The sequence below is a fragment of the Paraburkholderia sp. NMBU_R16 genome, assembly GCF_013282575.1.
Lineage (GTDB): Bacteria > Pseudomonadota > Gammaproteobacteria > Burkholderiales > Burkholderiaceae > Trinickia.
Window position 1 is genome coordinate 1 of the sequence record NZ_JAAAYE010000458.1, and the last position, 252, is coordinate 252.

Consider the following 252-nt stretch of genomic DNA (forward strand, 5'->3'; position numbering starts at 1 on the left):
ACGCCCTCGATCTCCAGGGCGTTCTCCGAGACACAGAATGCGCTGTGGGCGATGAGCCGCGAGGCATCGTCCATCAGCGAGACGAGGTAGGTCTTGCGCCGCCGAGCGCCCAGCGACAGCGTCGGGCTGTGGCGCGACAATCTGGATGAGAGACGCGCGACAAACAAGATGAGAATGTCGCGGCGAGGTTGATGATGCCGATGTTGATTGACGCTGACAAGCGTTTGTTGATTGACGCTCGGCGCATGTTGC

1 pseudogene is annotated in these 252 nt (G+C 60.7%); it reads right to left on the minus strand.

Annotated features, from left to right (window positions below):
* Positions 1 to 252: pseudogene (locus GWC77_RS28790) on the minus strand (hypothetical protein); the annotation flags it as partial.